A 26,024-nucleotide genomic window follows, 5' to 3' on the forward strand; every position below is an offset into this window, starting at 1 on the left:
ATAACATGCTGGAAATAAAAGGGTTAAACCAGTTTTATGGGGAGAGCCATACGTTGTGGGATCTGGAGATGTCCGTTCCGGAAGGGGAATGCACCGTCGTGATGGGACGAAACGGAGTCGGAAAGACCACACTCTTGCAATGCATCATGGGGTTGCAGGCGGTAAAAAGTGGTGAAATATCCGTAAAAGGTACCGATCTGGTAAGAAAGTCAGCAGAAAGCCGGCCACGTTACGGTATTGGATATGTCCCGCAGGGGCGGCAGATTTTCCCGTTACTGACGGTGGAAGAAAACCTGCAAATCGGCCTGCCCATCCGAAAGAAGGGAGACCGCAAAATACCGGAATACATATATGAGCTGTTTCCGGTGCTCAAAGAGATGCTCCACCGCCGGGGAGGCGACCTTTCCGGCGGTCAGCAGCAACAGCTGGCCATCGGCCGGGCACTGGTTGTTGAGCCGAAATTGCTGATCCTTGATGAGCCGACAGAGGGAATCCAGCCCAATATCGTGCAGGAAATCGGCGATATTATCCGTCGCCTGAACCGGGAAATGGGGCTGACGGTGATGCTGGTGGAACAGAAGCTGCCGTTTGCGAGAAAAGTTGGTGACCGGTTTTGCCTGCTGGATAGGGGCAGGACAGTTGCTGATGGCCCGATGGAAACCCTGGATGACAAGCTTATCCGGGAATACCTGACGGTATGAATGTGTGAGATTCGAGCGGGTGAAAGCCCGCTTTCTCGTTTCCAACTAAAAAAGTTGCGACCTTTTCATGGCTGTCCCGTCTTTAAAGGCACATCCACTGTGATGAACCTTCAATAACACAAACGGAGTAATTCATGAAAAACGTAACTTGTTGTGCAAATGGCGAACCTACCCAGTCGGCTTGTGCCTGTTGTTGTTGCCCTCCGGGTTGTTGTGTCCCTGAAAGTGATAAAGCGCCGGCTACTGGTGTAGACTGCTGCAATACAGAAAATTGTTGTTCAGGTGAAAGCCGGAACAAATGTTGTCCGGAGGCGTGTTGCTGATGACAACAGCACTCAACCAGATTGTGACCCATTCTGAGATCGGGGCGGCTTTTGCCGCCCTTCAGCAAAGCCTGAGAAAATACCTTGGCCGGAAACTGCCGGAGGCCGTTGACGCCGATGACGTTATCCAGGATATCTTCGTCAAAGCCCTGCTAGCATCAGAATCACAACGCTTCATCGAAAACCTGACCGGGTGGTTGTACAGCGCTGCGCGAACAGCGGTGGCTGATTATTACCGCTGCCACCGCAACGTTGAGCCCCTTCCGGATGACTTGCAAGCGGAAGAAGCGGATGATGCGCTTTTTACTGATGTATCAACATGTTTGACGCCGTTTATCGATACTTTACCGGACAAGTATCGGGACACCCTCAAGGATGTAGATATCAACAACCGCAAGATGAAGGAATTGGCAGAAGAAGAGTCAGTTTCTCTTTCTGCGGTAAAAAGCCGGGCTGCGAGAGCCCGGAAAATGGTAAAGCAACAAATCCAAGCATGTTGTGAACTGGAGTGGCAGGATGGTTTTGTGGTGGATTGCCAGAAAAACCCTTCTGCTATCACAGGGAGTAACAATTCGGGTGGGTGTTGCGGCTGTTGAGCCTACAGTACCCTGGTTCGCTTCCTGTCTTGTTCAATTTCAATATCACGGTAACAACATCTCCCGTTTTGCCGCATAAATACGGTGTTGGCGATAAGCCAAATCCGGGTGATATTTTGGGCGGGTCCGCCAATGTGGGCGTGGTAGTCAGCAAAGAGGTCCCGCTCTTCAGTCAGCTCTTTCCCTATCAATGCCGGATCATTGCGCTGCACGACATGCGTCTCAATAGGGTTCCACATCGGGATAGGGCAGCGAAATACTTTGCCAATGGGCAGCTCGCTGCTCCACATGTAGGTAATGTCCTGCCCGTCATCAAATTCCACTGCGATGGAAAGATAGTCATGAGTAATCAGGGCATCCTCGGCAACGTCGGACGGCAGTTTTTCCGCAGTCCATTTCCAGTGGAGCTTCGTCTGCTCTTTAAGCGGCAGAGACATTGGGTATTGGAGAATGCCGACATTCTTGTGGGTATTGCAGCAAATATGGCCGGATTCCGGTTGGGTAAAGATACCTCCGTCACCGAACAGGTAGTGGTTGTGCCATCCGGGCGGGAGTGATTTGGCTTCGTTCAGTCGGTTAATTTCCGACGCCAGTACGCCCCCCGCATCACCTTGGGACGATATCCGGTAAAGCCCGTCAAGTGCCTCGCCTTTCCAGAAGATGGCGACCCCCTCAATATGCCCCTCTTCAGCAAGGTAGGTTTCCATCGTTGGGAAGAGTTCGCCCTGCTCATTGGTAAAGTCCCCGGTTCCCCTGGCAATAGACAGCATGCCACCCTCCGGCGCGGTATAAGTGCCGGTATTTCGCATGGGGTTATAAATAGGGCTGTTGCCCACCTTGGCGAAGAAAGCGAGCCCCGGCTCAACCCATAACCCGGCTTCCTTTGACATCCACCATTTCCCGTTCAGCAAAAAGGTGACATGTTGCCCTTTGGCAATGAGCCCAAGGTTCTTTTGCCAGGGTCGATCGGCAGGCACCAGCTCAAACGTTTCCACCCGTTCAATATCGACACCGGAAGAGTCGATTAACCCGGTCAACGTTGTAGTGAAATTTTCTGTTTCTCTCGGGGGTTGTGCCAGTGCAGCCGCGCAAGGAAGGGTCAGACCCAACCCCGCAACAGTCTGGAGGGCATGTCGCCGGGATAGCTTTCGCATTTCTTGTTCTCCGTTTTTGAATACATCCGGAATTAAAGCTGGATGAACGGCCGCCCTGCGGGTGAGGTGCGGGTAAGAAATGGGTAAGACTATCCTGAGATTAACGTCAGTTTTGTGTCAGGGCAGCCGAGGAGTCAGGGATCTGGTCAAACCGGTACCCGGCACCGCGAACGGTTTTGATGATCTCGGGTTCTGCCGGTTCCCGCTCCACTTTTTTACGCAGGGAAGCGATGTATTGATCCAGAGCCCGGCTGGTGGGAATGTGGTTTCGTCCCCAACAAATGTCATAGAGTTCGTCCCGGCTGACAACATGCCCGGCTTTTTCATACAGCAAGGCGAGGATCCGTAATTCGCGACGTGTCAGTTCAATTGTGTTGCCATTACGGTAGGCGCGCATGGCTTGTGGGGATATATGCAGGTCTGCCATGAAAAAGCCGGATTCATCCTCCAAGCGGGATGAACCCCTGGGGGGATGTGTTGGCCTGTTTTTAATAACCCAAGCACTCAGGAAAAAGGTAAGGGGAACAAGATACAGCCACGGGGAATAAACCGTTCCTGGTAATGGGAATGCCGCTGTAGAGGCCGAAATTGTAAGTCCGGGGATGGTTTCGATTGATGAGGCATTGTAGCCCCGAATACCGGGCACAAGGTTGCGGCCAAAGGCATCCTGAATCGAAAACCGGTTTCGGTTTGCAAGGAGGAACGGCTGTTGCCATAGCCACCCATAGATCTCCCCGGCTTTACCAAGCGCGCACTGTGTGAGGCTGTTTTCCCGCCAGCAAAACAGGTATGACGCGCCATTGCTGGTGGTAACCGGCTGCCACAGAGGGATGGAAGTATCTTTGTCCAGTTGCTGGTGAAGTTGCCTGACAGTTGCCAGGGTATCTTTTGCCAGTTGAATTTGGTCTACCGGGATCAGCCTGTCTGACATCGGAAAAATCAAGCCATCATCTCCGTACACGACGAAGAGATCGGTAAGCGGATTATGGTAAATATAACCCCACGCCTTGGCGTGATCCTGATAGGCAGTAACTTTTGCCAGTTCGCGTCTATAAAGCGTTTCTAACGTTTCTGTCCGTTCTGAAATGACTGACGCAAAGTGGGTCGTCTCCCTGTCCAGCATGGTTCGCCATGCTTGCTCTTTAAATGAGTCCAGCCACTGCAAAGCTGCCACCAGCAAAGCACTGGCGGCGGCACAGACGAACAGAGATGATGCCACCCCTTTACCCAGTCTGCGTAGTTCGTTCCCTGACATGTGGATATTCGGTCAATAAAGAAGAATGTTATTTGGCTATCTTCGCAGATCCTTTTGTGGGTGACCTGTTTCAACCCTGTGATTAGGCGGCGTTACTGTTTTTTCAACTGCTCTCTTAACTGGTATTTTTGGATTTTTCCGGTTGGTGTCCTCGGAATTTGGGTAAAAGCAAAATGCTTTGGTACTTTGAATCCAGCCAGGTTTTCGCGGCACCATGAGCGCAGCTCTTCTGCCGAGGCAGTTTTGTCGTTGTGGCATTCCACGAATGCAAAAGGAGCCTCCCCCCACTTGTCATCCGGGATTGCGACAACGGCAACCACTGCGACAGCCGGGTGTTTGTAAAGCACCTCTTCAATCTCGATAGAGGAGATGTTTTCACCGCCGGATATAATGATGTCTTTTGAACGATCTTTAAGCTGGATATAGCCGTCGGGATGTTTTACAGCCAGGTCACCGGAATGAAACCAGCCGTCTTTGAATGCTTCCTCTGTTGCCTGAGGATTTTTGAAATACCCCTTCATAACCACATTGCCCCGGAACATCACTTCCCCCAAGGCAGAACCGTCACAAGGAACCGGCTTCATCGTTGACGGATCAAGTACGTCGAGAGACTCCAGCGGAAGGTAACGTACACCTTGCCGGGCTTTCAGTGTCGCCTGTTCCCCTGCCGGGAGGGTATCCCATTCCCGGTGCCATTCGTTGACGACAGCAGGGCCATATACTTCAGCAAGCCCGTACAGGTGGGTCACGTTAAACCCGGCATTCTTCATTCTTGCCAATGTTCTTTCCGGTGGCGGGGCGGCGGCAGTAAAAAACTCCACCCTATGGGCAAGTGAGGGGGTGGGAATGTCGGCGTATTCCTCGCAAACCGAAAGAATAATATCCATGACGACGGGGGCACCACAAAGCAGGGTGACATTGTGTTCATTCAGGGCTGCCCATACCGGTTCCGGGCGTACCTGGCGAAGACAAATATGGGTACCGTAAATTGCCGATATCGTCCAGGGAAAACACCAGCCATTGCAGTGGAACATCGGCAGGGTCCACAGATAAACCGTATGTTTGGGCATATCCGCGGTGAAAACATTCCCGAGTGCCAAAAGGTAGGCTCCCCGATGATGGCAAACCACGCCTTTGGGGTTACCAGTGGTACCTGAGGTGTAGTTGATGGATATGGCATCCCATTCGTCCACGGGTTGCAGCCAGTTAAAACCCTTTTGTCCGAGCTCAATGAAAGCGTTGTAGTCTTCATATCCCGGTGGTAACGCCGAGTCCGGCTTGAAACCTTTCCACTCAGGGTCGCAGTAAAGCAGCAGTTTGGGAGCAGCATTTGCCTGCGTCAGGGCCTCTTGGGCCACTTCCAGAAATTCAGCATCTACAATCAGAACTTTTGTTTCAGCATGGTCTAGTTGGTAGGCAATGGTTGTTGCATCAAGCCGGGTGTTGATGGAGTGCAGGACAGCACCGGACATTGGCACACCGTAGTGACACTCCAACATGGCCGGGGTGTTTGCCAACATTGCTGAAACCGTATCACCCCTGCCGATCCCCTGTTGGTGTAGCTGGGAAGCCAACTGCCTGCTGCGGTCGTAAAACTGCTGGTAGTTCCATCGTTGCTGGCCATGCACAATAGCAGTGTGCTCTGGAAAATTGGCTGCTGCCCGTTCAAGAAACCCCAGCGGTGTCAGTGGCTGGAAGTTGGCTGGGTTCCTGTCCAGGCCGGAATTGTATGGATTTGTCATAACCCGCCTTACTTATTTGTCCAGACCGGGGCCCGCTTTTCGACGAAAGCTCGGATACCTTCCTCCCCGTCTTTCGCAAGCATATTACTGACCATAACTTCACTGGCGTAACGGTATGCCGATTCAAGTGTCATTTCGCGCTGGTGGTAAAACGCTTTTTTGCCGGTCGCCAGCGTCAGTGAAGACTTCTCAGCAATTATTGTGGCCACAGTCTGGGTAAATTCATGAAGGGATTCACTGTCTATTACCCGGTTTATCAGGCCAATCCTCTCAGCATCTGTTGCAGAAAACACATCACCGGTAAGCAGCATTTCCATAGCGTGTTTGTTGGACACGTTTCGGGACAGGGCCACCATCGGAGTTGAACAGAACAGGCCGATATTGACACCGGGCGTAGCAAACCTGGACGTATCAGATGCGTACGCAAGATCGCAACTTGCTACCAATTGGCACCCTGCGGCGGTTGCAATGCCGTCTATTTCAGCAATGACCGGCTTGGGGTTATTGACGATGGACATCATCATGGCTGAGCATTTTTCCATCAATGCCGTAAAAAAAGCCCGCCCGCCATCTGATGCCTGTCTGGCTGCTGTTATTTCCTTAAGGTCATGACCCGCACTGAATGCGGGGCCATTGGCGCGTAAGACGATGACTTTTACCTTTTGGGATTCTGACGCATTTTGCAGGGCGTTATGCAAGGTCACAATCATGTTTTCGGACAATGCATTCCTGCGTTGGGGGCTGTTCAACGTCAGGTGTAATACGCCGGATTCTGCCAGGCTGGATTGAATCAGTTCACTCATGTGTGGCTCCCTTCCCTGTGTATGCCCAAACCACCTCAAGGTGCGTCATTCAGAGTGATTTCAGTGCGTTGAATTCAAGGAAAATACCTGAAGGAATGGCTGTTCCCTTTCAAAGGTATTTGACGCAGAAGTGGACGCACTGAAACCCTCCCAAAGGGCGAGTTTGATTGGCTCTCATTCTGCGTTGCTGTTTTTTGATTTAGAGCCACTAGATCGTCAAAACAGCGCCTTGACTGCGAGCCAATCAACTCTCGCTGAAAACTGCACCTTGAGGTGGTTTGGGTATATTTGTATTTTACGCCACACTCCCGGGCTGCCTTTTTGCTGTCAGCGACAAAAGAGTTTTGCTCACCGGGGATATTTGCACTGTTAAAGCGCATTACATGGGGGAACTGGTGCAAAACCTGAAACACCGGATGCGTTTATCGCCATGTAATTAAGATAAATCAATATGTTATGTCTGTTTCCGGACGGGTGAAGGTTGGTGCAAGTATTGCTTGAAACCTGTTATCCAAGAAAAAGGGTGAGGGGATATGACGGATAGTTTGTGTGGGGAAATAGATGTACCGGAAGCCGGGGGATGGTTAGCCCGGTTGTACCTCGGTTTTGCAGACAGGGGCGATAAAACCGTATTGCGGAACAGGCATCAAGAAGGGCCACTTGCTGTCCAGAGGCCGCTTTACCCGGAGGGTCGCACATGCCACACCTATTTGCTCCACCCTCCGGGAGGAGTGGTCGGCGGAGACAAACTGGAGATAAATGCCGTAACGGAGCCTGGGGCCCATGCCCTGGTTACCACCCCCGGAGCGACCAAGTTCTACCGATCTGCCGGTAAGGTGGCAACACAGACCCAGACGTTTACTGTTGCCTCAGGCAGCCTGCTTGAGTGGTTGCCGCAGGAAAACATCCTGTTTCCCGAAGCCAAAGTCCGGTTTGAAACGGATATTTACCTGGCTGAGGATGCACGCTTTGTAGGCTGGGAAATGCACTGTTTTGGCCGTCCGGCAATAGGGGAGACATTCCCCTCAGGATTGGCTACTGGGTTAACCCAGGTATATATCGGCGACAAATTGGTACTGGCAGAACAGCTTAGTGTCCGGGGTACCAGAGATTCTCAAAGAGCAGCCAGCCTGCGTGAATTCCCTATGACAGCCACAATGATGATTGCCGGAGGTGCTGGCAACCTGCTTGAACCGGTTCAGAAGTGGTTACTGCAAAACGACGTCCAACTAAACAAAGAAGGGGTGGTGGCCGGGGCAACACTGATCGACGGATTGTTGGTCATACGGGCATTGGCTAAAGGGACAGAGCCCCTGCTCGCGATGTACACCCAGTTCTGGCAAATGGCCCGTGAAAACTGGTTTGGATATGCTCCCGATGAGCCGCGGATATGGAAGACCTGAAAAAATATAAACGTAAACGCCGGGACAGGATCCCGGCTTAGTCTATTTGTTTTTTGGATCAAGTTACTGATATGGCTGGGCCAGTGGTTTCAGATCGTCAGCAACAGTGATTTTGGCCTCGGTAACTGCCTGTATATTTTCAAGTGTGAAGCCTGGTGCGATCTCCGTCATCACCATGCCTTCCTCGCGGATTTCAAACACACCCATTTCGGTAATGATCATGTCCACCTGGCCGACAGCGGTGAGCGGCAGGGTACAGGCTTTAAGGAGTTTGGCGTTTCCTTTGGCTGTGTGCTCCATCGCCACGATGACTTTCTTCGCACCCACCACCAAATCCATGGCGCCGCCCATACCCGGCACCAGTTTGCCCGGGATAATCCAGTTGGCAAGGTTGCCATTCTCGTCCACTTGCAGCGCACCGAGAACCGTTACATCAACATGACCGCCGCGAATAATGGTGAAAGAATCGGCACTGCTGAAATAGCAGCAGCCGTTGACGGCGGTAATCGGTTGGCCGCCGGCGTTCACGCAGTCCTGGTCCAGGTTGGTTTCATCTGCCAGTCCGTCGATACCGAGCAGGCCGTTTTCCGATTGCAGGATAAGCTCTACATCTTTGTCGACTTCGTTGGCAACCAGGGTAGGCATACCGATACCGAGGTTAACTACGTCACCATTGCTGAGTTCCTGTGCTACACGCCAGGCAATATTGCGGCGCATGCCCTCTTTGCTGATTTCAACTGCCATGGCATCAGGCTCCTTTCTGGTAAATGTGGTCAACAAAAATGCCCGGTGTATGCACGGCTTCCGGCATGATTTCCCCGGTTTCCACCAACTCGATAGCTTCTGCGATAACGAGATCCGCCGCCGTTGCCATCATCGGGTTGAAATTCTGGGTGGTGCGGGCATAAAACACGTTGCCGCGACGGTCAACTTTGGATCCGCGAATCAGGGCAAGGTCAGCACGAAGCGGTTTTTCCAGCAGGAAGTCTTTTCCGTCAATTTGGATCACCCGCTTGCCTTCAGCGACCATGGTGCCAAGGCCGGTAGGTGTCAGCACACCACCGAGGCCTGAGCCTCCTGCACGGATACGCTCTGCCAGCGTTCCCTGCGGGCACAGTTCTACTTCGAGTTCACCGTTGCACATCTGGCGGCCAGTTTCCGGGTTGGTACCAACGTGGGAGGCATAGAGCTTTTTGATGCGTTTTTCTGCGATCAGCCTGCCTGAGCCTGATGTTGGCGTGCCGGTATCGGTCGAAATCAGCGTGATGTCCTTAATGCCTTCTTCCAGCAGGATATCAATCAGTCCCTCAGGCGCACCGTTGGCCATAAAGCCGCCGATCATGATGGTCATACCGTCGTGAAGTTTGGCTGCAATGGCTTCGCGGGTGGTTAACTTACACATAGCTCGTCCTCACTTCTCGATACGGCGGATGATGACTGCGGTTCCCATACCACCACCAATGCACAGCGAGGCGAGGCCAAGGGTGTGCTGCTTACGTTCCATTTCGTAAATCAGCGAGGTCAGGATGCGAGCACCGGATGCACCCAGAGGGTGGCCCAGTGCAATGGCGCCGCCGTTCGGGTTGGTGCGTTCATGGATCCATGCTTCTGTGACGCCATGCTTTTCAGCCAGCAGTTTTACAACACCCAGCGCCTGGGCCGCGAAGGCTTCGTTGAACTCAAAGCACTCAATGTCTTCAATGCTGAGATCTGCTTTGTCCAGGGCGTTGGCAACCGCAGGAACCGGGCCAAGGCCCATAACTTCTGGAGACAACCCAGCCTGGCCGTAGCCGACCACTTCAGCCAGTGGCTCAAGGCCATGGCGCTCACAGGCGGACTTGGAGGCCAGGATAATCGCTGCAGCACCATCGTTGATACCGGAGGCGTTACCGGCTGTAACTGTGCCCTCTTTTTTGAATGCAGGGCGAAGGCTGTTCAGTGCTTCCAGCGTGGTGTCGGTCTTCGGGTATTCGTCACGCTCGACGGTGTACTGCTTGCGGCGGAAAGTGACTTCAACAGGTTCGATCTCGCTGTCAAAGCCGTGGTTTTCCAACGCGGCGGCGGCCTTTTGCTGGCTGGCGAGGGCAAAGCTGTCCTGTGCTTCACGGTTGATACCATGGCGCTCTGCAATGTTTTCGGCTGTGATACCCATGTGGTACTGGTTAAACACATCGGTCAGGCCATCTTTGATGATGGTATCTTCCATAGACTGGTGACCCATACGCACACCGCCACGTACTCCGGCATTCACCACATAAGGTGCCTGGGACATGCTTTCCATACCGCACGCCACCACAATGTCAGCATCGCCGCTGCGAATGTGGCTGACTGCATCCATCACCACTTTCATGCCGCTGCCGCAAATCATATTCAGGCTGTAAGCCGGGACGGTTTCCGGGATACCCGCTTTGATGGCTGCCTGACGGCCCGGCCCCATGCCGATACCTGCGCCCAGTACGTTGCCGACAATCACTTCATCAATAAGGCTGGTATCAAGCTGGCACTGGTTCAGCGCGCCGCGAATAGCCACTGCGCCAAGCTCTGGTGCGCTCAGTGGTGACAGAGCACCGTTAAAGCTGCCGATTGGGGTACGCTTGGCAGCGACAATGTAGATAGGTTCCATGGTAGATGTCCTGATTATGTGTTTCCGTTGGAACCAGTTTATTGAGCCTTGGGGGCAAAGTGATATAGCCAAGGATTCAAGGCCGCTTTGCAAAAATGCAAAGCAGGAAAGTGCGCTTTGTCACGCCCTTATTTACGGATGTTCACTACGCTGGCTGCAATTTTGATGAACTTTGAGGGAACAAGTCATGGCAATCAAACTCGCTTGTGCGCCTTGCTGCTGGGGCGTTGAATCTGCAAAAAACGGCAATAACCCAAGCTGGCAAACCGTTCTGGAAGAAGCCCGTCAAGCCGGGTTCTCCGGCCTTGAACTGGGGCCTTATGGTTTCCTGCCGACTGACGGGGATGTGTTGTCGGCTGCGCTGAAAGAAAATGGACTGGAAGTGGTTGCGGGTACACTGTTTGAACCGCTGTGGGACAAGAAATGCCAGGTGGATATTTTGGTTAAAACCTACCAGCTTTGTGCCGTGCTAAAGAGCATAGGCTGCAATCGGCTGGTGGTCATAGACAGCGTGAACGACGTGCGAAGCAAGTATGCCGGGCTGCCGGATGAAGCACCAAGGCTGGATGAAGCGCACTGGCAGCATATGATGGAAACCATTCGCTGGGTAGCAACGATTGCACGCGAAAAAGGTATACGGGCTGTGGTTCATCCCCATGCCGGCGGCTACATAGAATATAAAGATGAAATTGACCGGATGCTGGAAGAGGTGTCAGCAGAGGATGCCGGTCTGTGCCTGGATACAGGGCACCTTTACTATGCCGGTATGGATCCCGTGCAAAGTCTCGCGGAATATGCGTTCCGGCTGGAATATGTCCACTTCAAGGACATCCACAAAGATCGTCTGGAAAACGCCATAGAGCGTCGTACCGGTTTCTGGCAGGCCTGTGCGGATGGCGTGATGTGCCCAATCGGTGAAGGGGATATTGATTACGCCGGTGTAGAAGCCGCGCTCAAGCAAATTGGCTATGAAGGCTGGATCACCATAGAGCAGGAACGCGATCCCCGGGACTGCGCAACTACGCTCCCGGATATTACCCGAAGCCGCGAATATCTGGTGGAAAGAGGATACCGGGTTTAATTTTTTTACTCACCTCACTGATTAATGCCGATTTGCGAAGCCAGCAATTAATACCTGCTGGCTTTTTTGTGTCAGCCATTTATCCGATGCAGGTTTTTTTGTCATACATGCTGTTTCTCAACGAGTTAGATAGTTTTAGCTACTAAGTGGACATAAATATTAAAATATGTGAACCAAAACAGAAAAAATATTTGTAGAGAATTAATGAAATCCACATAACCATTTAATATATAAAGACATATTCATTAATTCTTGATGAAAAAAATATACTTTAAAACAGTGTTAAATAAAATAATCTCATTGAAAAATATATTCATGGAGATAATTTTCGCCAAATATAGACTTATTTTACACAGGTATTTCATTAGGTTTGAGAATAATGTCTATATATATCGTCATTATGTGTACGATTATTTCATTAATGAGTGTTGATTCATAATAATTTGCAACTGTGCTAATAAATGGATATTTGTAGATTGTCAGTAGATTATTTTTCGGAGTGAATTTTATCTTCTGCTGCTACAAGGACGTGTTCCAATAGGGGGAATCGATGTACATTAATAAAAAAGAAATACTAAATTTATTTCATTACAGAGCAGTCACAATAGGTGTATTGTTTCTTTTGCTCTTATCAACACAAAAATCATTTGCAAATGAATCAAGCAATTATGCCCTAGAAGCATCTGATCTTATAAACCGGGTGTTTGGTGGTTCTTATTCTAATAATGTTGATTTTGAAGTTCTGGTATCTTCATCTGGTTTAGATAGGTTTGAAGTTTCCACAAGTAATGGGCGGCTAAAGATTAAAGGAAACAATGCCGTATCTATGGTTTCAGGCTTCAACTGGTATCTAAAAAATAAATTGAATCAGCATGTGTCTCGAAATGGTACCAATCTGGATGGTGGATTCCATCTCGTACCATTAGACAGCGCCGTTTCAATAGAGTCGCCATACAAATACCGATATGCACAGAACTACACGTTTTTCGGTTATCAGTCTCCTTATTGGGGTTGGGATGAATGGCAACGAGAGCTAGATATTCTGGCCCTTGAAGGTTTCAATATGCTTCTCAGTCCGGTTGGTGTTGAAGCGGTATTAAAGCAGACCTTTATGGATGAAGGTTTGAGTGAAGCTGACTTCCATCAGTGGCTCAACGCCCCGGCACACATTCCCTGGCAACTTATGAGTAATACTCATTCTCAGGGTGGTCAGGTTTATGGACAAAATTCAACTTGGTTCAATCGCCAAATTGATTTACAGAAAAAAATTCTGAACAGGCAAAGCGCATTAGGAATAACATCGGTTGTTCCTGGGTTTTATGGCGTTATTCCCAAGGAGTTAAGCGCGAATTATTCCGGTGCGAGAGTTTATCACCAAGGAAATTGGGTGGGTTTGCCATCGGTTTCATTGTTAAATGCGGAAGAACCTGATTTTCAGCGCATTGCGAAAAACTATTACAGCAACTATTCCAATACCTTCGGTTTTCTACCTAAGTATATTTCTGCAGATCCATTCCATGAAGGAAGTCCTCCGGCAGGCTGGGATATTTCTGAGCTAGGTAAAGCGATTCAACATTCAATGATTGAAGCCAACCCAGATGCAATCTGGGTATTCCAACACTGGCTTCATACTCCTCATGCGGAAATATTCCACGCAATCGATAGATCTAAAGCTTTAGTTGCGTCATTGTTTAATGATAGCGCTAACCAGTGGTTGCCTAGAAATGAGTTTGAAGGGACTCCTTGGTTAAGGGGAACCATTGAGAACTTCGGTGGAAACTCTGGATACTCCGGAAAGCTGGAATCCCTAAGCCATGCTTTACCTGGCGATATGGCTAATTCGCAGTATATGGTTGGTATGGGAAGTTTCCCTGAAGGAACGCATTACAACCCGATGTATTACTCTCTTCAAGCAGATATGATTTGGCAGAGAGAGAAAATGAATCTGGATAGTTGGATTGCCCAATACCAACAAAGGAGATATGGCTTCTCAAACACTAATACTCAACTTGCTGCAGAGATTTTGCGGAGAGATATACTTTCACCGAAGAATACACAAGGTGCCTATGAGTCCATTTTAACTGCACGACCTGCGGATGAAATTAGAAGTGCATCTACCTGGGGTCCTGCGGTTAGAATTTATCGACCATCTCAAGTCAAGAAGGCGCTGGGATTAATGCTTTCCGAGTCAGGGAGCAGCAATAGCAGTGCTTTCAGGTTTGATCTTGTTGATTTAACTCGACAGATGATGGCAGACACAGCCAGAGTCATACATGAACAGATGGTAGCGGCAGCTGATGCAGGTGATCTTGATAAGTTCAATGCACTGTCCAGTCAGTTTTTGGTGTTAATGGATGATCAAGATAGGCTGCTTGGTTCTCGTTCAGAGTTTATGTTTGGAACTTGGTTGAAACATGCAAGGGCTGCCGGTGGAAATGAAGCTGAATCTGATGCTTATGAGAAAAACTTCCGCCTGCTTGTTACGGCTTGGGAAGATTCGGAGGCTCTCAAAGACTACTCCAACAGGGAGTGGAGTGGGTTAATTGGGACGTTTTACAAAGAACGTTGGCAGAAGTGGATTGACTATAAAAAATCAGTTATTCAAGGGCAGACTCCACAGGCCATTAACTGGCATCAGTTTGAGCTCCACTGGTCTGACACAGTCGCTCCATTTGCTACACAACCTGTCGGTGACAGCGTATCACTGGCTCGCGAAATGTACAGCAAGTACGCAAAACTGATTGATCACAGTGATTCTCAAAAAGGTGAACTGATTGTCACACTGAAAAATCGTTACTCTGGTAAGTATTTGGTGGACACTGGCAGCGGTGCGCAGGTACGGACAGACGTGTCTCCAGGTCATTTCTCCAGCCAATGGCATGTGAATCAGATAGACGGTACAAACCGCTATCGCTTTGTGAATCGGTTCACAGGTAAAGCGCTGCACATCGAGAACTTCACTGGTGCACTTGAATCTGGAGATGTTCCTGAAACGTGGTGGAGCTCACAGTGGTTACTTTCTGTTGGTAATACTAATGAGCCAGAGACAAGTGGTTTACCAGTAACTTTTGCCAGAGTGTCTAATTATTGGCAGCAACATATTGAATTAAACAATGAAGACCAGTCTTCAACGGTTGCAGCTACAGATGTTCCCGATACTTACTGGTCGGCCGACTGGAAGCTTACTCAAGTCGCTGACTTTACCGGACAGACTCGTATTTCAACTAAAAATAGCTATGAATCTATTGTTGATGAACAGTCCCATAGTGGAGATGCTCAACTTGAACAGTATGCGAAGTCAATTGGTTATTGGTCAGCAGATTGGGATTTGGTGCATATCCAAGATGGTTACTACCGCGTCACTAACCGTTACACGAAGCGCGTTATTCATGTGGAAACAACTAACGGTTATGCGAACCTCACATCCTCTGTCGAGGTACCAAATACCTGGTGGAGTGCACAATGGCTTATTGAACAAACGGAAGATGGTTATTACCGCTTACGCAATAGGTTTATGACTGACTACTATATCCATACTGCAAACCAGGATGGAGTTCCGCAGACAGACAAGCGTGTTGAAAGCTACGATATTGCACCGAGCAATACACACGCTCACTTTGTTTTGCAGTCTGAAAGTGATAAATACTGAGAGGCTACCTGAAAGGAAAGCGCTACCTGCTACGGGTGGCGTTTTTGTATGTAAGATCAATATTTTGTAGGTGCTGGCCGTACCGTTGATCGAATGACAAATTGGGGTTCGACCCGGACTGATTTGGAAGCGCCATCTTCATTGATGAAGCTGATAGCGAGTTCGGCTATTTCTTCAACAGGCTGGCGGAAAGTTGTTATGTCATATCCGGCCCATCCAGCCTGTGCAATATCATCAAAACCCACAACGCTGATATCCTCAGGAATTCTGATTCCAAATTTGTTTCTGGCGGTGTCTATAAAGCCACACGCTAATAAGTCTGTCGCACAGAATACAGCATCTGGATGGCTTGATTGGCTAAGTATCTCCACAGCCAACTGGCTTCCGCTTTCGTAGCTTGTCTCTCCGATGCGAACGACCTGAGCGTTGAGTTTTAGTTTTTTGGCTTCGGCCTTAAAGGCCTGCAGCCGGTCGAGTAACCCTTGGGAGTCGGCTTTTGAAGCTGCAAACGTCACGTTTGAAAAACCGGAACGGGTAAATAGTTGGCAGACTTTTGCTGCGGCAGATAGGTTGTCAGGCCGGATGCTCAGGCTGTTTTCAAAGTTTTCTTCCCGATCAAGGAGAATTAATTTCTGACCAAACCGGATGCATGACTCAGCCAGAGATCTTGGGGGAGTACCGGACAGTATGATTGTTGCCTCTGCCCGAAAATGAATGGTACGCCTTAAAGCGCTTTCGGCATCGCCTGCTGCGGAAGTCACCACCATGGCAACCCTGCCACTGTTTTGAATTGCTTCAATCAATACATTACTCAATTTCGCGTGCCAAGGGGTATCTACGTGGTCAGACACGATGCACACGATACCACTTTTCCCTTCAATGAGTCCTTTGGCTAAACGGTTTTCTTCATATCCAAGTTCCGCTGCCGCCTTAAGTACCTTCTCGCGGGTCTTTTTTGATACGTGGCCACCAGAGAATGTCCGGGAGACAGCTGAACGAGATACGCCAGCCAACTCTGCGACAGCGTTGGATGTGACTTTCTTGTTTTTATTTTCAATCATTTAAAAGATTCCGCCGATGGCCAATTACCTTTTGAATGACCAGTATCTAAATTACCAATTATACGGTCAACCATGACCCCATAATGAATTAACAAAAAGGGTAATGCAAACGTTAACTGGTGTTGACATAAGATTAACATGGTGCTTACATTAAATAATTGCACACGAGTGCAATATTGCAGGGATATGACATGAAACTCTTAAGGAGAAGAAGAGATGAGTTTTAAATTGAAAGCGACCGTGTCTGCTTTAATGTTAGTTGGTGCAACACAATATGCATATGCGGAAGGACGGCTGAATCTGGTTTGCTCCGCCACTGTTGATGTCTGCGAAACGCTGGCAAAGGGGTTTGGAGAGGAGGCTGATGTCAAAGTAAATATGGTGCGGCTGTCTTCAGGTGAAACCTATGCTCGCATCCGTGCTGAGGCGCGAAATCCAAAACTGGATGTATGGTGGGGGGGAACCGGTGAGCCACACCTGCAGGCGGCTGAGCAAGACCTGACACAGGCCTATAATTCAGAACACTTCTCCCAGCTTCATCCTTGGGCGCAATCTCAGGCAAAGAGTGCCGAATACAAAACGGTTGGTGTCTATTCCGGCGTTTTAGGCATTGCCTATAACGCTGACTTGCTTGAGAAAAAAGGCATTAAACCTCCCCAATGCTGGGCGGATTTGGTTGACCCACGCTTTGCCGGCGAGATTCAGGTTGCCAACCCCAATTCTTCAGGAACCGCTTATTCCGTGCTGGCGACGCTCAGCCAACTCTTCGGTGAAGATGCGGCATTTGATTACCTGCTGAAAATGAATGAAAACGTCTCGCAATACACCAAATCTGGCTCTGCACCTGTGAAATCTGCTGCCCGAGGTGAAAACGCCATTGCCATTGTTTATCTCCACGATGCGATCAAACAGGCTGTACAGGGATTCCCAATTAAGACAGTCGCACCATGTGAAGGTACGGGATATGAAATTGGTTCAATGTCTATTGTCAAGGGCTCACGAAACCTTGAAAACGCGCAGGCTTTCTATGACTGGGTACTGACTCCTGATGCCCAAAGCCGTTTGGCGGATGTAGGGTCTTACCAGCTCCCTTCCAATACAGGTTCAACCATTCCAGAAAAAGCCCCACGTTTGGAAGACACAAATCTAATTGATTTTGACTTTGAAACTTATGGCGCTTCAGAAACCCGTGTCCGGCTTCTTTCCCGTTGGGATAAAGAAATTGGTGCGGTAGCGAAATAAGTACTGAGCATTCTATTTGAATCACAGAACAGGGTGGTGAAGGCTAACACCTCGCTGTTCTGTATTATCAATATATAAGAGAAAAGCTGATGTACCTACAGAACCGACGATTTTTTACAACAATAGTGACGGCTATTTTGGCATTCCTGATCCTGCCTTGGTACAGGCAGGACGAAGGATTTTATTCTTTCGACTGGCTCAGTAATTCGCTGACTGGTGAAGAAACAGCATCTGGCCTTTTGCAATTGCTGATGTATGGAAAACCCTGGTTAATATTTGCACCGATCATTTTTGCCCTTTTTATCTTCGCAACGCGCTTACCCATTTCATCTCATAATCGTACAAAGGTCATGATTTATGGCTCCATTGCTGGACTGTCATTGCTCGTGTTTCAAGGCTTTGCAATTACATGGAGTGGCTGGAGCTGGACACTGTTAGATAGCCTGTTCCCTGCCGTTTCTGGACAGCAGCCTTTTGGTGCCGGAGCCGTTGTTTTCGGTATGGCGATGGTCGCTGTTTTTTCGTTTGGGTTGGCAGAGCGCGGTGTAATGAAAGGCGATGCGTTTGTCATTGGAGCAATTTCTTTCCTGGTTGTGCTGGTAGCTACATTTGTGCTTTACCCCGTTTTCAGCATGTTTGCCGGGTCAGTGCAGGATTTTGATGGCAACTTTAACCCCGATGGTATGGTGAAAAACCTCTTCCATGAAAATGTATGGAGTGTGGCCTGTTTTACAACGGAAGCACGTTGCGGCGTCGCAATACGTACATTGGGTTTGGCGTTGTCTACGGCAACTGCATGTACCTTTCTTGGTCTTTGTTTCGCGTTGGTGGTAACGAGAACCGGGTTTAAATATAAGAAAACCCTGCGCATCGCGACAATTCTGCCCATTATTACGCCGCCGTTTGTTATCGGCATGGCGCTTATTCTGTTGTTCGGACGAAGTGGCATCATAACGACAACAATGGCTGACCTTTTTGGGACAGAACCGGATCGTTGGTTGTTCAGTATGAAAGGTATCTGGCTTGCTCAGGTTCTGTCCTTCACGCCAATTTCGTTTATGGTTTTAATTGGTGTGGTGGAAGGTGTCAGTCCGTCTCTTGAGGAGGCATCCCAAACGCTGCGTGCCAACGCCAGCCAGACATTTCGCAAGGTGTCTCTGCCCCTGATGCGCCCCGGTCTTGCCAATGCCTTTTTGGTGTCTTTCATCGAAAGCATGGCAGATTTTGGGAATCCGTTGGTGCTAAGTGGTAGTAATGGCGTACTGTCGACAGAGATCTTCTTCGCTGTTGTGGGTGCGCAGAGTGATCCATCTAGAGCAGCGTCACTTGCACTTGTTCTTTTGTGCTTCACGTTGTCAGCATTCCTGATCCAGCGCGTGTGGTTATCAGGCAAGAACTACGCGACGGTAACCGGCAAGGCGGATTCCGGTGTACATGCACGCCTTCCCAAACCGGCAGAAAAGGCTGTTATTGCCGTTGTACTTGGTTGGATGGGTATAACCGTTGTTGTTTACGGCATGGTGCTCTTTGGCGGATTTGTTAACGTTTGGGGTCTTGACCACAGTTTTACTCTCAAACACTACGCACATGCATTCAGTGTTGGTTTTGGTGAATCTGGCCTTGAATGGACTGGGGTAGCCTGGAATTCCTTCTGGACCACCATGGAAATTTCACTGATTTCGGCACCACTAACGGCTGCAGTAGGTTTGCTAACGGCTTACCTGATTGTACGGCAGCACTTCGTGGGGCGGAGCATTTTTGAATTCTCCCTCATGATGAGCTTTGCTATTCCGGGAACGGTTATCGGTGTGAGTTACGTGATGGCCTTTAACTACCCTCCACTTGAAATGACAGGAACCGCGCTGATTCTGATCCTCGGGTTTGTTTTCCGTAATATGCCGGTCGGGGTGCGCGGAGGCATCGCTGCCATGTCCCAGTTGGATAAGAGTCTTGATGAAGCGTCCCAGACTCTGGGGGCAACCACCTGGCGTACATTGCGTAAAGTTATTTTGCCGTTACTTCGTCCGGCCATCCTGGCAGCGATGGTTTTCTCCTTCGTACGGGCTATTACCTCCATCAGTGCGGTGATCTTCCTGGTGAGTGCAGAATGGAATATGGCAACAGCCTATATCGTCGGTTTGGTTGAAAACGGTGATTTCGGCGTGGCGATTGCTTACTCCTCGGCGCTTATCGTTGTGATGGTCATTGTTATCTCTGTCTTCCAGCTGTTGATTGGCGAACGCAAGTTGCGACGTCAAAACCGCCTGGCAAGTAAAGAACCTGCAGCTGAGCCTGCAAAATAAGAAAAGGAAGTTGAAATGGATAAGTTGAATAAAGGCTCAGTCGTTTTTTCAAGTGTTTGCAAGAAATATGGCGACTTTACTGCTGTGCCGGATCTGAATTTCCGCATTGAGCCGGGTGAGATGGTAACGCTTTTAGGGCCATCAGGTTGTGGTAAGACGACCACCTTGAGGATGCTTGCTGGTTTGGAACACCCCTCATCAGGCAGAATCAGTATTGGCGGGAAAGACGTTACAAATCTTCCGGCCAATGAGCGTGACGTCGCAATGGTATTCCAGTCCTACGCCCTGTTTCCGCATATGACGGTGTCGGAAAATGTGCAATACGGCCTTATATCATCAGGAATGTCCAAAATGGAGGCCGTCGAAAAAGCAGAGGAAGGGCTGGATTTAGTGGGGCTTGCAGGGTACGGCGAACGACTTCCTTCTGAGTTGTCCGGAGGCCAACAACAGCGCGTAGCCGTTGCCCGGGCGCTTGTATTGGAACCCCAGGTATTGTTGCTGGATGAACCGCTTTCTAATTTGGATGCGCGTTTGCGTCGTCAGGTACGGACAGATATCCGTGAAATTCAGCAAAAGTTAAATCTGACTGCTTTGTATGTTACCCATGATCAGGATGAGGCACTGGCGGTATCAGATCGCGTGGTGATCATGAAAGAAGGCCGTCTTGAGCAGGTGGGTACACCAAAAGAGCTCTACTCCCAGCCGGAAAATGAATTTGTGGCAGATTTTATCGGAGAGGCCAATCTGGTCGATTGCCTGGTTGAAGACGTCAACAATGAGGTGGCATTGATTAACGTCTATGGCCACAGCTTCTCTCTTAATTCGGATCATGCACGAGCAGGTAAAGGAAGATTGGCGGTACGCCCGGGGGCTGTGAAGATCTCTCCGGAGTACACTGCTGGTACCCTTAACGGCCGGATAAAAGTTGCTTCTTTTCTGGGCGACCATATGGAATATGAGGTAGAAACACCGGCTGGCTTGCTGTTTGCGGTGGCGGATAACTCTGCACCTGCAGTTTCAGCAGGACAAGATGTATATATCAGCTTCCGAGAATCAGATCTGGCGCTGCTTCGACAGGGAGTAGCTGGGAAATGAGTTCTGAAGTACAACAATTTTCCGCCCCAATTCAGACCCGTTTGGCGTTAGCTAAGTTGGTTGCCAAAGAGGCGGGTAAATTAGCGCTGCAATACTTCAGCGATCTGGCATCGCTGAATATCGAGAATAAGTCCGGTGTACATGATGTGGTTTCCAATGCAGACCGAGAATCTGAACAACTGATCCGGGAACGTATCAACCAAAACTTCCCTGTGGATGGGATCCTTGGTGAAGAGCTGGGGTATGAGAACGAAGAGGCGGATTATGTTTGGGTTATCGATCCTATAGATGGGACGCAAATGTTCCTGTCTGGAATACATTCATGGTGCGTTTCGATTGCGGTGGTTGCGAATGGTAAACCCGTTATTGGGGTGATCTACGATGCAATCCACGACGAATGCTATTTTGGTTCGGATGGAAATGGCGCGTACCTGAATAACAGGCACTTGGATATGAACAATCTCCACTCGCTGAAGGATGGAATGGTCGGCATTGGTACCAATCGGCCTGGATCGCATAAAACAGTGGTTGCCGCAATTGATCACATTCTTGCTCAAGGAGGGCAGGTAGTGAGAAGCGGATCGGGTGCGTTGATGCTTGCTCAGGTTGCGGCGTCTAAGCTGGTTGCTTACTACGAGCCGAGGATGTATCCATGGGATTGCCTTGCTGGGTTTTGCCTTATTAAGGAGGCAAACGGAGTAATTGTTGATTACCCGCTTTCTGAGGAAACTGTAAAAAGTGGCGGAACGGTATTAGTTGGTACTAAATCCTCAATGGAAGACCTGCTTTTAAACGTAAAAGTAACCAGTTAAACATTCTATCCGGTGTTTTGGTTTGGATAGTTAGAAGTCCCGTATCTTCTCTATCCAGTCAGCATTTGCCACCCAGCCGGGTGGCTTTTTTCATTTAATACTCCTGTATAAACGGGCGTATTTCCCTCAATAACGCATCCGGTTTTTCTTCAATCACCAAATGGCCTGTCCCATCAATAACTTTTAGATTGGAGCCGGGAATAAGGCTGTGAAGCTCGTGGGCTTTATCAAGCGGGATCCATGTATCTTCTCGGCCCCAGAGTATAAGGGTGGGGGTTGAAATGGTCGGGTACAGTGGCTGTACCTCTTCCGTATAAGCAGAATGTGACTGTGCAATCTGACAGTAAAATGCCGCTTTTCCTTTCTCGCCAGTCCAAGGGGCGACAATGCCGTCCAGTGTTTCCGATTCAATCGGATTAAATGCGGCGGTTTTTACATAAGCCCTGACAATGGCATCGTGGATATAATCCGGGACACCTGCAAACGCAGATTCATGCTTGTGTACATGCTTGAAAAACGGTGACCCCCAGGGTGAGACAGCAACCGGGTCGATGAGAATCAGTTTGGAGAAAGGGCGGCCGTTTAGTAAATGCGTCCTGAGTACAGTCGCACCGCCGAAATCATGGCCTATAGCCAGGGGGTTATCCAAGCCCCAATGATCGAGAAGCCGGTCAAGGATACGGTTTTGGATTCCAAGGGATACATCACCTTCTTCCTTGCTGGATTGACCGTATCCCACCAAGTCAAAGTAGTGGACCTTATATTTACCTGCCAACCCGCGAATTAAATGGCGAAGGTTAAATGATGACCATGGGGTACCGTGAACAATGACCAGGGGTTCGCCGTCACCGATAATGTCATAGTGAATTTCCCGTCCTTCAAAATCCAGGCTGTGGCTGAGATACCATCTGCCCTTTAGGTATTCAGAATTTTCGTTTTTCATCGGTCAGTCGACCAAACATTCAACCAATGAGTTAAGTGTGCCTTTTCGATGGGGTTTGGTTTCTCTTAATTTTAAAACACCGGATAATAATCAGGCTGTTGGCAGTCTCATCTCCAAACTATCAAGGATCAGGTCAAGCCCGAACTCAAAATCATGGATACCGTTGTGCTCCCCGCTGATAACAGCCCTGGCCATCTTGTTGAGGTAAGGAAAGACATCTTCCGGGATCATATCAATGTAGCCTTCGGCCACTTCCGCGTATTCATCGCTTTCAAACGGGAAATTCAGTGCCTGCAGTGTGTAGCCGTACAAATGGCTGTCTATCAGGTTCCAGGCATGGTCACAAACACCAATGGGAAACCCGGCTTTGTACAGGCAGCCTACCGTCGCGTCCACATAATGCAAAACCACAGGTTGGGTGTTTACCCTGGAAACGAGCGGTTGGGTTGCCCAGCTGTGGCGCATTAAAACCCCATAGGCGGAAAGGCAGCGTTTTCGGATTTCATCCTTCCAGTAGCCATCCGGATCTGGCCTGTAAATCCCTTCAACAATTCGACCGACCATGCCGTCGATCATCTCTTCTTTGTTTTTAACATGGTTGTAGAGTGACATAGCCTGCACACCCAGACGCTCAGCCACTTTGCGCATAGAAAGTGCCTGAAGCCCATTTTCATCGGCAAAAGCAATGGCTGCATCAATGATTCTTTCCTGGCTAAGTGCCTGTTTCATGGTGTACTCCGGCTTTATCTAAGAGTCACATTCTAATAACAAGTTGCGAAAACTTACAGTGTATGTTTGACTTACACTGTAAGTTTTCAGGGGTGGGGAAGGCCTGCTGAAAAACGATGGAACAGGATTCATGGAGGAAGAAATGAAAGCAGCGGTGTGCGAAAACTATGGAGGGGCCGACGTCCTTGTGTGCAGGGACGTCCCCAAACCAGAACCCGGCACGGGGGATGTGCTGGTTCGAGTCTGTGCGGCAAGTGTCACCCGGGCAGATACAATGATGCGTTCAGGTACGCCATTGTTTGCCCGCCTCGCGACTGGGCTGCGTAAACCGAAATACCCCATACCTGGAACCGGCTTTGCCGGTATTGTTGACACGGTGGGAGAAGGTGTATCCCAGTTTAAGGTTGGTGACCGTGTGGTGGGTGAATCCGGTCTGACATTCAGTGCCAACGCAGAATATGTGAGTGTTCAGGAAGACGGGATACTGCAAATACTGCCGGATGAAATCAGTTTCGAAGAAGCCGCTCCGCTTTGTGATGGCATGCTGACAGCGTACAACTTCTTATGCCTGATTGGTGAATGCAAGCCGGGAATGCGGGTGATGATTAACGGGGCATCGGGCGCTGTCGGCAGTGCCGGTGTGCAAATTGCCAAACTGACAGGGGCAAAGGTAACCGGGGTGTGCAGCGGAAAGAACCGGGATTTTGTGCTGGCTCAGGGGGCTGATCGGGTCATCGATTATACCCGTGAAAGCCTGGGAGCTGAGGGTATTAAGTACGACCTTATCTTCGATGCCGTCGGAACGCTGACGTTCTCGGAGTGTAAGTCATTACTTACTGACAACGGCACATTTTTAAGTCCGGTATTGTCGTTCCCACTTTTGTTGCAGATGCTGGCTACCCGGTGCTTTTCGAAAAAGAAAGCCGTGTTTTCAGCCACGGGATTGAAGCCGCCGTCTGAAATGAATGTCCATCTGCAAAAGATCCTCGGTTTTTACAGTGAGCAAAAGCTCTGGACTGAAATCGACCGGAATTACAGCCTGGATGAGATTTCTCAGGCGCATGCCTACGTGGACACAGGCAGGAAGAGGGGAAATGTGATTTTGGCGGTCTCTTAGATGGCGGAATGAGACGGGTCATGTGAGAAGACCCGTCCCTTATTACTGTTATAAGAGGTTATTTAGCCAGCGAGTTGGCCATGGTTTCGGTCAGTTTACCATCAGGGTCACCGGAGAGATCCCATACAAACAACCCAGCGTGTTTCTGGGCTTTGGCCCATTTAGCTTTGGCACTGATAGATCGTTCGTTCTCATAGGATATAAACACTTTCTTTTCCGGGTTCCAGAGGTAAGGCGCTTCGGCTTTGTCATCGTAACCTTGCTGGTAGCCCTGTGCAGTGGTGTAGTTACGCATCAGATCCCAATACATGAAATAGCCCGGTTCGCTTTCACTGGTTCCGAATGGCGCGCCGCCGGTTGAACTCAGTTCTTTCGGGAAGTTCTTGCCGTCAAAGTCCTGTGTGCCTTGCCAGCCTCGACCATAAAAGGCTGCACCCACCACGATTTTTTCTTTCGGCATACCGAGGTCTGTCATCTGCTTGATAAAGACATCCGTTCCCATACCCCACCAGCCGTTGTCAGTGGCATGCAGGTTGGTGAGGTGACCGGTTTGTGGCCCCCAGCCACCCAGGAAGTCATAGGTCATCGCAAACATATGGTCGAGGTGGGGGGACACCGCTTTCCAGTCGATCCCGGCAGCTTTAAAGCCCACACCGACAGCGGTTCCGAGTTCATAATCCCGGCCTGTTTTTTCAGAAAGCACATCAAAGTTCTGGCGCAGGCTTTGTACCAGCAGGGTAAAGGCTTCTTTCTCGGAGGCTTTCTGTTCGTCAGCCAAGGCGGTTTCCGGGTTCCATGGTGAGGTAGTCAAGCCCCCTCCGCCTGGGTATTCCCAGTCAAGATCGATACCGTCGAAGAAGTCATACTTGGCGACCAGTTCAACAGCGGTTTTGGCAAACCATTTCACGTCTTCAGGATTTTTTGCCATGGCGTGGAATGGTTCAGACATCGTCCAGCCGCCGAAAGAGGGGAGGATTTTCAGGTTAGGATACTTTTTCTTGAGTTCGGCCAGTTGGGCAAAGTGGCCCTTAAAGGGCACATCGACACTGACATCACCGAAATCCACATCCAGTGCAGATTCCTGGTCGACCACAATGGCGGTAAAAGGCTTCTTCCCTTCACAGGCTTTGGCTACCTGTTGCTGAACGTCTTCACCTGCACCGGTTACCGGCCCACACATTCCCAGAAATGCATAGATAATATGGGTCAGTTTGTCTGCGGGTATGTCTTTTACGCTGTAGGGGTTGGCTTCGTTCTTGTATTGCCAGTCAGCGAAATAGCCGCCAACCACATTATCAGCGGCCATCGCTGAAGGAGCAGCTACGGCCATAGCAACGGCCAGGGCAAGTGCAGTTTTCATTTCAGTACCTCTTGGTTGATCTTGTTGTGTTG

21 protein-coding genes are annotated in these 26,024 nt (G+C 49.6%); 10 read left to right on the forward strand and 11 right to left on the reverse strand.

Going from position 1 to position 26,024, the window contains the following annotated elements:
* Nucleotides 1–5: 5 nt before the first annotated feature.
* On the forward strand, nt 6–701 hold the full coding sequence (urtE, locus tag NF212_RS21265; RefSeq protein ID WP_434360924.1) for an urea ABC transporter ATP-binding subunit UrtE: 696 nt from the start codon (nt 6–8) through the stop codon (nt 699–701).
* 322 nt (nt 702–1,023) lie between these two features.
* Complete coding sequence (locus NF212_RS21270; RefSeq protein ID WP_434360925.1) at nt 1,024–1,620, forward strand: sigma-70 family RNA polymerase sigma factor; 597 nt, start codon at nt 1,024–1,026, stop codon at nt 1,618–1,620.
* A 2-nt stretch (nt 1,621–1,622) separates the two neighbouring features.
* On the opposite strand, the gene NF212_RS21275 is transcribed toward NF212_RS21270, so the two are convergent.
* The 4 genes from NF212_RS21275 to NF212_RS21290 all read right to left on the reverse strand — a co-directional run bounded on the left by NF212_RS21275 (nt 1,623) and on the right by NF212_RS21290 (nt 6,574).
* Entirely contained in the window at nt 1,623–2,774 is a 1,152-nt protein-coding gene (locus NF212_RS21275; RefSeq protein ID WP_434360926.1) for a DUF3047 domain-containing protein, read from the reverse strand.
* A gap of 106 nt (nt 2,775–2,880) precedes the next feature.
* Complete coding sequence (locus NF212_RS21280; RefSeq protein WP_434360927.1) at nt 2,881–4,029, reverse strand: winged helix-turn-helix domain-containing protein; 1,149 nt, start codon at nt 4,027–4,029, stop codon at nt 2,881–2,883.
* 92 nt (nt 4,030–4,121) lie between these two features.
* Nucleotides 4,122–5,771 (reverse strand): AMP-binding protein, encoded by a 1,650-nt coding sequence (locus tag NF212_RS21285; protein WP_434360928.1) that lies wholly within the window; start codon nt 5,769–5,771, stop codon nt 4,122–4,124.
* An 8-nt stretch (nt 5,772–5,779) separates the two neighbouring features.
* A complete protein-coding gene (locus tag NF212_RS21290; RefSeq protein ID WP_434360929.1) occupies nt 5,780–6,574 on the reverse strand; it encodes an enoyl-CoA hydratase in 795 nt (264 codons plus the stop codon).
* Between the two features lie 533 nt (nt 6,575–7,107).
* On the opposite strand from NF212_RS21290, the gene NF212_RS21295 reads away from it, so the two are divergent.
* Nucleotides 7,108–7,977, forward strand: a complete 870-nt coding sequence (locus tag NF212_RS21295) for an urease accessory protein UreD (RefSeq protein ID WP_434360930.1) — start codon at nt 7,108–7,110, stop codon at nt 7,975–7,977.
* A 63-nt stretch (nt 7,978–8,040) separates the two neighbouring features.
* Here the strand turns inward: NF212_RS21295 and NF212_RS21300 are convergent, their stop codons facing one another.
* Genes NF212_RS21300 through NF212_RS21310 form a run of 3 tightly spaced genes read right to left on the reverse strand, consistent with a single transcriptional unit; the run spans nt 8,041 to nt 10,600 of the window.
* Nucleotides 8,041–8,721, reverse strand: coding sequence for a 3-oxoacid CoA-transferase subunit B (locus NF212_RS21300; protein ID WP_434360931.1), 681 nt, complete (start codon nt 8,719–8,721; stop codon nt 8,041–8,043).
* 4 nt (nt 8,722–8,725) lie between these two features.
* Nucleotides 8,726–9,379, reverse strand: coding sequence for a CoA transferase subunit A (locus tag NF212_RS21305; RefSeq protein WP_434360932.1), 654 nt, complete (start codon nt 9,377–9,379; stop codon nt 8,726–8,728).
* A gap of 9 nt (nt 9,380–9,388) precedes the next feature.
* Nucleotides 9,389–10,600: an acetyl-CoA C-acetyltransferase gene (locus NF212_RS21310; protein ID WP_434360933.1), complete on the reverse strand. Its 1,212-nt coding sequence runs from the start codon at nt 10,598–10,600 to the stop codon at nt 9,389–9,391.
* Between the two features lie 187 nt (nt 10,601–10,787).
* On the opposite strand from NF212_RS21310, the gene NF212_RS21315 reads away from it, so the two are divergent.
* Nucleotides 10,788–11,681, forward strand: a complete 894-nt coding sequence (locus NF212_RS21315; RefSeq protein WP_434360934.1) for a TIM barrel protein — start codon at nt 10,788–10,790, stop codon at nt 11,679–11,681.
* Between the two features lie 550 nt (nt 11,682–12,231).
* A complete protein-coding gene (locus NF212_RS21320; RefSeq protein ID WP_434360935.1) occupies nt 12,232–15,330 on the forward strand; it encodes an alpha-N-acetylglucosaminidase TIM-barrel domain-containing protein in 3,099 nt (1,032 codons plus the stop codon).
* Between the two features lie 56 nt (nt 15,331–15,386).
* Here the strand turns inward: NF212_RS21320 and NF212_RS21325 are convergent, their stop codons facing one another.
* Complete coding sequence (locus NF212_RS21325) at nt 15,387–16,391, reverse strand: LacI family DNA-binding transcriptional regulator (RefSeq protein WP_434360936.1); 1,005 nt, start codon at nt 16,389–16,391, stop codon at nt 15,387–15,389.
* Nucleotides 16,392–16,607: 216 nt separating this feature from the next.
* On the opposite strand from NF212_RS21325, the gene NF212_RS21330 reads away from it, so the two are divergent.
* The 4 genes from NF212_RS21330 to NF212_RS21345 all read left to right on the forward strand — a co-directional run bounded on the left by NF212_RS21330 (nt 16,608) and on the right by NF212_RS21345 (nt 21,843).
* Nucleotides 16,608–17,633 carry an ABC transporter substrate-binding protein gene (locus tag NF212_RS21330; RefSeq protein ID WP_434360937.1) on the forward strand — a complete coding sequence of 342 codons (1,026 nt, stop codon included), beginning with the start codon at nt 16,608–16,610 and terminating at the stop codon, nt 17,631–17,633.
* Between the two features lie 89 nt (nt 17,634–17,722).
* A complete protein-coding gene (locus tag NF212_RS21335) occupies nt 17,723–19,936 on the forward strand; it encodes an ABC transporter permease (RefSeq protein ID WP_434360938.1) in 2,214 nt (737 codons plus the stop codon).
* A gap of 15 nt (nt 19,937–19,951) precedes the next feature.
* Nucleotides 19,952–21,031 (forward strand): ABC transporter ATP-binding protein, encoded by a 1,080-nt coding sequence (locus tag NF212_RS21340; protein WP_434360939.1) that lies wholly within the window; start codon nt 19,952–19,954, stop codon nt 21,029–21,031.
* Nucleotides 21,028–21,843, forward strand: a complete 816-nt coding sequence (locus tag NF212_RS21345; RefSeq protein WP_434360940.1) for an inositol monophosphatase family protein — start codon at nt 21,028–21,030, stop codon at nt 21,841–21,843. The genes NF212_RS21340 and NF212_RS21345 overlap by 4 nt, the downstream gene beginning before the upstream one ends.
* 94 nt (nt 21,844–21,937) lie before the next feature.
* On the opposite strand, the gene NF212_RS21350 is transcribed toward NF212_RS21345, so the two are convergent.
* Both NF212_RS21350 and NF212_RS21355 read right to left on the reverse strand, forming a co-directional pair.
* Nucleotides 21,938–22,786: an alpha/beta fold hydrolase gene (locus NF212_RS21350; RefSeq protein ID WP_434360941.1), complete on the reverse strand. Its 849-nt coding sequence runs from the start codon at nt 22,784–22,786 to the stop codon at nt 21,938–21,940.
* Nucleotides 22,787–22,876: 90 nt separating this feature from the next.
* Nucleotides 22,877–23,515, reverse strand: a complete 639-nt coding sequence (locus tag NF212_RS21355) for a TetR/AcrR family transcriptional regulator C-terminal domain-containing protein (RefSeq protein ID WP_434360942.1) — start codon at nt 23,513–23,515, stop codon at nt 22,877–22,879.
* Between the two features lie 142 nt (nt 23,516–23,657).
* On the opposite strand from NF212_RS21355, the gene NF212_RS21360 reads away from it, so the two are divergent.
* Nucleotides 23,658–24,632: an NAD(P)-dependent alcohol dehydrogenase gene (locus NF212_RS21360; protein ID WP_434360943.1), complete on the forward strand. Its 975-nt coding sequence runs from the start codon at nt 23,658–23,660 to the stop codon at nt 24,630–24,632.
* 58 nt (nt 24,633–24,690) lie between these two features.
* Here the strand turns inward: NF212_RS21360 and NF212_RS21365 are convergent, their stop codons facing one another.
* Complete coding sequence (locus tag NF212_RS21365; RefSeq protein ID WP_434360944.1) at nt 24,691–25,992, reverse strand: glycoside hydrolase family 18 protein; 1,302 nt, start codon at nt 25,990–25,992, stop codon at nt 24,691–24,693.
* Nucleotides 25,993–26,024: the final 32 nt, after the last annotated feature.

The sequence above is a fragment of the Parasalinivibrio latis genome (genome assembly GCF_036825535.1).
Taxonomy (GTDB): Bacteria; Pseudomonadota; Gammaproteobacteria; order Enterobacterales; family Vibrionaceae; genus Parasalinivibrio; species Parasalinivibrio latis.

Excerpts from the sequence above, each read along its gene's own strand:
- urtE (WP_434360924.1), top strand. The coding sequence starts at position 6 with ATGCTGGAAATAAAAGGGTTAAACCAGTTTTATGGGGAGAGCCATACG.
- NF212_RS21270 (WP_434360925.1), top strand. The coding sequence starts at position 1,024 with ATGACAACAGCACTCAACCAGATTGTGACCCATTCTGAGATCGGGGCG.
- NF212_RS21275 (WP_434360926.1), bottom strand. The coding sequence starts at position 2,774 with ATGCGAAAGCTATCCCGGCGACATGCCCTCCAGACTGTTGCGGGGTTG.
- NF212_RS21280 (WP_434360927.1), bottom strand. The coding sequence starts at position 4,029 with ATGTCAGGGAACGAACTACGCAGACTGGGTAAAGGGGTGGCATCATCT.
- NF212_RS21285 (WP_434360928.1), bottom strand. The coding sequence starts at position 5,771 with ATGACAAATCCATACAATTCCGGCCTGGACAGGAACCCAGCCAACTTC.
- NF212_RS21290 (WP_434360929.1), bottom strand. The coding sequence starts at position 6,574 with ATGAGTGAACTGATTCAATCCAGCCTGGCAGAATCCGGCGTATTACAC.
- NF212_RS21295 (WP_434360930.1), top strand. The coding sequence starts at position 7,108 with ATGACGGATAGTTTGTGTGGGGAAATAGATGTACCGGAAGCCGGGGGA.
- NF212_RS21300 (WP_434360931.1), bottom strand. The coding sequence starts at position 8,721 with ATGGCAGTTGAAATCAGCAAAGAGGGCATGCGCCGCAATATTGCCTGG.
- NF212_RS21305 (WP_434360932.1), bottom strand. The coding sequence starts at position 9,379 with ATGTGTAAGTTAACCACCCGCGAAGCCATTGCAGCCAAACTTCACGAC.
- NF212_RS21310 (WP_434360933.1), bottom strand. The coding sequence starts at position 10,600 with ATGGAACCTATCTACATTGTCGCTGCCAAGCGTACCCCAATCGGCAGC.
- NF212_RS21315 (WP_434360934.1), top strand. The coding sequence starts at position 10,788 with ATGGCAATCAAACTCGCTTGTGCGCCTTGCTGCTGGGGCGTTGAATCT.
- NF212_RS21320 (WP_434360935.1), top strand. The coding sequence starts at position 12,232 with ATGTACATTAATAAAAAAGAAATACTAAATTTATTTCATTACAGAGCA.
- NF212_RS21325 (WP_434360936.1), bottom strand. The coding sequence starts at position 16,391 with ATGATTGAAAATAAAAACAAGAAAGTCACATCCAACGCTGTCGCAGAG.
- NF212_RS21330 (WP_434360937.1), top strand. The coding sequence starts at position 16,608 with ATGAGTTTTAAATTGAAAGCGACCGTGTCTGCTTTAATGTTAGTTGGT.
- NF212_RS21335 (WP_434360938.1), top strand. The coding sequence starts at position 17,723 with ATGTACCTACAGAACCGACGATTTTTTACAACAATAGTGACGGCTATT.
- NF212_RS21340 (WP_434360939.1), top strand. The coding sequence starts at position 19,952 with ATGGATAAGTTGAATAAAGGCTCAGTCGTTTTTTCAAGTGTTTGCAAG.
- NF212_RS21345 (WP_434360940.1), top strand. The coding sequence starts at position 21,028 with ATGAGTTCTGAAGTACAACAATTTTCCGCCCCAATTCAGACCCGTTTG.
- NF212_RS21350 (WP_434360941.1), bottom strand. The coding sequence starts at position 22,786 with ATGAAAAACGAAAATTCTGAATACCTAAAGGGCAGATGGTATCTCAGC.
- NF212_RS21355 (WP_434360942.1), bottom strand. The coding sequence starts at position 23,515 with ATGAAACAGGCACTTAGCCAGGAAAGAATCATTGATGCAGCCATTGCT.
- NF212_RS21360 (WP_434360943.1), top strand. The coding sequence starts at position 23,658 with ATGAAAGCAGCGGTGTGCGAAAACTATGGAGGGGCCGACGTCCTTGTG.
- NF212_RS21365 (WP_434360944.1), bottom strand. The coding sequence starts at position 25,992 with ATGAAAACTGCACTTGCCCTGGCCGTTGCTATGGCCGTAGCTGCTCCT.